Origin of the sequence: Methylobacterium nigriterrae (assembly GCF_037106235.1) — a bacterium.
GTDB lineage: Bacteria > Pseudomonadota > Alphaproteobacteria > Rhizobiales > Beijerinckiaceae > Methylobacterium > Methylobacterium nigriterrae.
Genome location: NZ_JBAWTG010000219.1, coordinates 1 through 5,207 on the forward strand (window position 1 = coordinate 1; position 5,207 = coordinate 5,207).

7 protein-coding genes are annotated in these 5,207 nt (G+C 67.2%); 3 read left to right on the plus strand and 4 right to left on the minus strand.

All coding sequences use genetic code 11. The features are described 5' to 3' along the window. Nucleotides 1-176: 176 nt before the first annotated feature. A complete protein-coding gene (locus WDW90_RS34640; RefSeq protein WP_336492268.1) occupies nt 177-431 on the plus strand; it encodes a hypothetical protein in 255 nt (84 codons plus the stop codon). A gap of 306 nt (nt 432-737) precedes the next feature. Here the strand turns inward: WDW90_RS34640 and WDW90_RS34645 are convergent, their stop codons facing one another. Further along, nucleotides 738-1,142 (minus strand): helix-turn-helix domain-containing protein, encoded by a 405-nt coding sequence (locus WDW90_RS34645; protein WP_431311188.1) that lies wholly within the window; start codon nt 1,140-1,142, stop codon nt 738-740. A 370-nt stretch (nt 1,143-1,512) separates the two neighbouring features. Here WDW90_RS34645 and WDW90_RS34650 point away from each other — a divergent pair, with 370 nt between their 5' ends. After that, complete coding sequence (locus tag WDW90_RS34650; protein WP_336492269.1) at nt 1,513-1,752, plus strand: DUF6894 family protein; 240 nt, start codon at nt 1,513-1,515, stop codon at nt 1,750-1,752. Nucleotides 1,753-1,887: 135 nt separating this feature from the next. Here the strand turns inward: WDW90_RS34650 and WDW90_RS34655 are convergent, their stop codons facing one another. The 3 genes from WDW90_RS34655 to WDW90_RS34665 all read right to left on the minus strand — a co-directional run bounded on the left by WDW90_RS34655 (nt 1,888) and on the right by WDW90_RS34665 (nt 4,172). Continuing rightward, nucleotides 1,888-2,016 (minus strand): hypothetical protein, encoded by a 129-nt coding sequence (locus WDW90_RS34655; protein WP_336492270.1) that lies wholly within the window; start codon nt 2,014-2,016, stop codon nt 1,888-1,890. Between the two features lie 35 nt (nt 2,017-2,051). Then, nucleotides 2,052-2,366 carry a hypothetical protein gene (locus WDW90_RS34660; protein ID WP_336492271.1) on the minus strand — a complete coding sequence of 105 codons (315 nt, stop codon included), beginning with the start codon at nt 2,364-2,366 and terminating at the stop codon, nt 2,052-2,054. Nucleotides 2,367-3,101: 735 nt separating this feature from the next. Then, complete coding sequence (locus WDW90_RS34665) at nt 3,102-4,172, minus strand: medium chain dehydrogenase/reductase family protein (RefSeq protein ID WP_336492272.1); 1,071 nt, start codon at nt 4,170-4,172, stop codon at nt 3,102-3,104. Nucleotides 4,173-4,356: 184 nt separating this feature from the next. Between WDW90_RS34665 and WDW90_RS34670 the strand changes: the two genes are divergently transcribed. After that, the gene (locus tag WDW90_RS34670; RefSeq protein WP_336492273.1) at nt 4,357-4,575 is read left to right on the plus strand and encodes a hypothetical protein; all 219 of its coding nucleotides are present in this window, start codon (nt 4,357-4,359) and stop codon (nt 4,573-4,575) included. The last annotated feature ends 632 nt before the right edge of the window (nt 4,576-5,207 follow it).

The window sequence follows — 5,207 nt, forward strand, 5'->3', positions numbered from 1 at the left end:
TGCAGCCTTAGCAGCAGGGAACAGGCTTGCGGCCGTTTTGGGGCTTCCTACGCGGCCGTGTGTTCGGAACAGGCGATGCGGGCCGAGGTTGGTCGAGTCCACACACCCGAGACCCAGCCTCTATGCAAGCCTTGGTGCTTCCCCTCGCATTGGCAGCCGTATTCACAGGCGGGTGCATGGCGATCCATGCCCTGAACCGCAAATGGGCCGAGCAGGTGCTTGAAACGCTCGGGATACTGTTCATGGGGGCGTGCCTGCTCGTCTTTCTCACGATCGTGACGCGCGACCTGCCGTCCGGGTACGCGAGCAATCCCGCCGCCCTCTCGGCCTCCGCAATGGCCATGTCCGGTGGCGCAGCCCCGCACCCTGTTCGGGCCCAAAGGCTGTCGCACCAGGCCACCTACGCCGCGAGCCGTGCCAGTACCCGCTGAACCTGCACCGCGTCTACCGCACTCCCCACCGCGTGCCGTCGGGAGGCCACGATCCGTCAGCGCCCGCGTAGTGCCGTTGGCCGAGGTGACCAGAGCGGGAAGCCGTTCTCTCGCGACTTGCCGGCTCCCACCGCGGGGCCGAGCATCCTCGGTGCGCCCTGTCGCGAGCAGGGTGGCAGGCACCGGCCGCGCCCGTGTTCTCCCAAGGTCGCGGTGTTGCGGTCGGGGACCCCGCCTCCGGGGCCATTTGTTCCCATAATTCCACTTACGCGAATTATCCGAGGGCTCGCGCGCGCGAGAACAGGCTTATGGAACCGGCATCCGCTCGGGCTGGCTTGCCCGCCGCCATGCGCTCGGCGTCATGCCCGACCAGCGCCGGAAGGCGTGCGTGAAGGCGGCCGGCTCGGAGAAGCCCAGGGCGGCCGAGATCTGTGCGACGCTCATGCCGGTGTCAGCCAGGAGGTGCTTGGCCACCCGGAACCGAGCCTCGTTGACAAGCTGTCTGAACGTCGTGCCCTCGGCCTGTAGCCGGCGCCTCAAGGTGCGGCGGTCGATCCTCCTCAGGTGCGCCACGTGCTCCGCTTGGCAGCGCTGCTGGGTCACCCCAGTCTGAAGATACTGGCGAAGCTCATCCGTCAGCGAGGGCGGCTCTCCGGCTGCGACCGTCCCGTCTGGGAAGCCGTTGGTGCGTAAGCCGGTAGGCGAGAGCATGGAAAATCCTCCTGCTCTCAGATGGAACAATATGCAGTCCCCTGCCTGATCGGACGAGACACCCCGGGCGCGGGCGCGTGGTCTCTGCGGATATTGGCGGCCCTCACGAGGGCGCAGCATCATCGCGCGCTCTAGGGCCTCGGGGCGCAGGCACCGGCCGCGCGCTTCCCTTGCAGCCTGTCGCGGCCGGTGCCCCTGCTCCATAAATCCCCGTCAGTGAATTTCGTGTCCTCGCGCGTGGACGGGCCCAACTCATGTTAGGGCCTGCCTCCGACGGTCTGTGTAGGAGCAGACAATCGCTGGCTCTACTTCCTGGCCGTCAGCGCCTGTGAGACCTGCGTGCTCTCGCCTGTTGCCTGCAGAGAACCTTGTGCCGCGCTACTTCTTCGATTTTCACCACGGCAAGTGGACCCACGATAGGGTTGGGTCCGAGTGGGCGACCATCGAAGATGCCTATCGGGAGGCCAAGCGCCTCTTGCCCGCCATTGCCCGAGACGAGGTGCCTGATGATGGGCAACAGACCATCTACACAGTGCTGGTGAAGGACGAGGATGGTCAGCCTGTCTACACGGCAACCCTGACCTTTTCCGGGCTTCCGCTGCCCCCATAGTCATTGCGGCGAGATCCCATAACGCCCAATCGGCGAAGGCAGGCGCGATGGCTGGGCGCATTGCATGCACTCACGTGCAGGGCAGATCTCGCGCGGGAACGGCCCTCAAGCCACGGTACCGAGCGATGAGGCCGGCTAATGCTCGATGATGTCGCGGAAGGGGTCCAACCTGTCGTCCAAGCTCGTGAGGCGGTCGGCAAGGCTCGGCTCACCAAGCGCCAGGGCCACCAGGAGGAACAGCACGGCAATGACGAGAAGAGCCATCGGGACGAACTCCTCAGCAGCTCAGAGGATACGCCTCACAGGGTTTTCGACTGGTAGGCACGCTGGCGAACCGGAAGCAGCCACCAACGGCTTGGCCGTGATCGAGCTGGGGCAACAGGCAGGGCTGCGATCTGCCGGGCCAGAGCGGCGCGATGATCCTGCATCAGCTGCAGGGTACGCCGCATCGCCTTGAGGATGATGTGCGCGCTCATCAGCCGGTGCCCCTCAGAGGCAGCGGCTTGGCTGATGGCGCACATGCGCTCCTCGGCCTGGGCGAGGAGAGCGGCGCCCTCCTCAAGGCAGTGATCCACTTCCGCAAGTGCGTGCAGCTGACCTAACGGTGTGGTCATGACAGGGCCCCTTCCGGACGGCAGAGGCTGGCTACGGGCAGATGCCGAAGGCGCCGCAATGATCGGTTGCGGCTCTGTCGGCGTGGCTCACGGGCGGTGCGACCGCAGCGTGAGAGGTCGGTGGATCGATGAGGATCGTTGCCCAGAACGCACCAGCAGCCAGCACGAAGGCTGCGGCGCACAAGCTTAGCGCACGCATCTCGCAGCTCCTGACTTCACTGAGCCGGAAATCTACTTAGATGCCACACCGAATCAACACTCTATGTTAGTTCGTTTGCAGTAAGATGATGTATTAAATAGTACGTATCTGCAGGGTCGCCTCAATAGTTGGGGCGTGATATTCTCGTGGCCTCCGCACATGCTCACGTCCGCCACTTCGACTCTCGCTTAGTCGGCAGAGCCAATCTGGCGTGGGTGGGGTTTGACGGCTCGAAACTCTGGAAGAAAGGCGCGAGCAACGACAGCATATCCTAGAGACCATCGCGCGGCTCGCTTCGGCTGCACCTTGAGGCGTCCGGTTCCTACGGCTTGCCAGTCCCGGCCGCGGCACACAGCATCCTCGTGCGCCCTGAAGCGACACAGGGTGGCAGGCACCGGCCGCGCCCGTGTTCTCCCAAGGTCGCGGCGTTGCGGCCGGTGACCCCGCCTCCAGGCCGCTTGTTCCCATAATTCCCCTTGCGCGAAGGGCACGGCGCTGATTATGCGAATTCTGCGGCCTCGCGCGCGAGGACGGGCTTATCGAACGCGAGCATCGGCAGTGGCTGGATCGCAGTTCATGCCCAGAGCGGCGCGAGGATCCGGGCATAGCACGAGCTTGCCTTCAAGACCGCCCGCTTCGAGGCGGCTATGCGCCTCGGCGACCTCATCGAACGAGATCCGCTCGGCGACGCGTGGCCGGATGGCGCCCGTCGCCAGCAGATCGAAGAGCCGCTCCAGGTCCTCCTGGAACCAGGCGGGATGTCGCGCCCGCATCGTATTGATCGAGTAGACGCGAGCGCGCTTGCCGCCCGGCAACCCCCTCCACAGATACAGGCGCGCCATCCACGCCAGGATGGTGGGCAGGCGACGCCGCGCCTGCACGCTCGCCGAGTAGCCGTAGACGCAGAGCAGGCCGCCAGGCTTGAGCGCCGCGAAGGAGCGGCGATAGTCCTCCTCACCTATGCCATCGAAGACGACGTCGAACCCGCTTGGCAGGACGCGCGTGACGTCGTCACGCCGGTGGTCGATCGGTGTGGCGCCCAGCCTGCGGATGAGTGCCGCGTGCTCGCCAGGCGCCGCGCCCCACAGCTCGAGCCCGGCCATCCTGCCAAGCGCAAGCAGCGCCTGACCGACGGCGCCGGCGGCGCCCTGCACGAGCACGCGCTGGCCCCCCTGCGCCCGGGCTGCGCGGTGGAGGAGCTGGTATGCGGTTGTCCAGCTCAGGATCAACGCGGCCGCCTCCGCCGCGTCGACGCCAGCCGGCACGCGGATCAGGCGGTCGGCCCGGAGCGTCCGCCAGGCGGCGTTCGAGCCGAGGACCGTCATGTCGGCCACACGGTCGCCAAGCTGGAAGCCTGCCACGCCGGCACCGAGCTGGTCGATCTCCCCGACCACGTCGTAGCCCAGCACGAGCGGCGGCCGGTAGTGGATCGTCTGCGGGTAGAGGCGGCGCCGGATCACCACGTCGGTGTACTCCAGGCTTGAGGCGAGCACGCGGACCCGCACCTCGCCCCGGCTAGCTGTCGGCAGGGGAGCGTCGACCACTTCCAGCCCGTCAGGGCCGCCGAAGCGCTTCAAACGAACAACCCGGTTGCGCGGCTCCGTCATGAGCGGGTTCCTCGCAGCATGCGTGCGCTGCCCGGCATCGGCGTGGCTAACGCGCGCCCTTCCGCAGGGCGAGCTCCATCGCGAGGGGGTTGCAACAGGATGCATGAGCCAGGACCCCGCGCCTTGCGCCAGATCAACTGCATGGCGCCGCCAGCCGCCGCTAGCCCATGTGCGGAGAGCTCTGTTGCTGCGAGCGGTGGGTGACCCCTGCCCGCCTCAGAACCGCTTCTCGTGGTCCCGCAGCGCGGCCCGCATCGTGGATACCGCCGCCATCGTCCTTGCGCGCATGGTGCGCGTGCCGCTGGATTGGATCTATCTGGGCGAAGAGGCATGGCTCCCCGCAGAGCTGCGGGACAAATTGCGCGAGGCCGCCCAGGCGGACGCGAACCAGGAAGCTCCATAAACGCCCTTACGCGAACTTTCCGAGTGCTTACGCGCGCGCGAGACGGCTTATGGACCCGGCCGGGCCCAGCCTTGCACGCGGCCCCGCCCGCCCGCACAGTGCCGCCGCCGGCGGGTGTTTCCTTCCTAGGACGCTGGGCCCGCCGGTCGGATGCACTTGCGGGGATGGCCGGTCGCGCCGGCCGTCCCCGTCCTCTTCCAACGGATTGTCGGCCCCGGTCATGGGGCGCAGCATCGCCGGGCGCCGCGGTGCGACCGCGGTGACAGGCGCCGGCCGCGCGCCTCTCCCCCTCGGCGTGCGGCGGTCGGTGACCCCGCCGACTGCTTGACCCGGACAGCCGGCGGGGCTCGCCCGCCAAGCCGGGGAAAGGGCTATCAGCAGCGGGCGATGCTCAGGATCGGCGCGAACGGTTAGCCGGCCGTTACCGGCCACATCGCAGCCCGATTTCGCGCCCAAGGCGGCGGACGTTTTCCCTGATCGGTTGCCGCCCACGCCACCGGCTGGCGCCACAAGCGCGCGGATGCCAGCTGGTGGTGATCCTCCTCTGAATGAGTGGACACCTCTGCTACGCTCCCATGGGGGCTGGAAGGTGTCTGATGGGGACAACGAAACGAACGTTCACGCCGGAGTTC

Bases quoted from the DNA above. Each gene is read 5' to 3' on its own strand.
- WDW90_RS34655 (WP_336492270.1), bottom strand. From the start codon at position 2,016: ATGGCTCTTCTCGTCATTGCCGTGCTGTTCCTCCTGGTGGCCCTGGCG.
- WDW90_RS34645 (WP_431311188.1), bottom strand. From the start codon at position 1,142: ATGCTCTCGCCTACCGGCTTACGCACCAACGGCTTCCCAGACGGGACG.
- WDW90_RS34665 (WP_336492272.1), bottom strand. From the start codon at position 4,172: ATGACGGAGCCGCGCAACCGGGTTGTTCGTTTGAAGCGCTTCGGCGGC.
- WDW90_RS34640 (WP_336492268.1), top strand. From the start codon at position 177: ATGGCGATCCATGCCCTGAACCGCAAATGGGCCGAGCAGGTGCTTGAA.
- WDW90_RS34660 (WP_336492271.1), bottom strand. From the start codon at position 2,366: ATGACCACACCGTTAGGTCAGCTGCACGCACTTGCGGAAGTGGATCAC.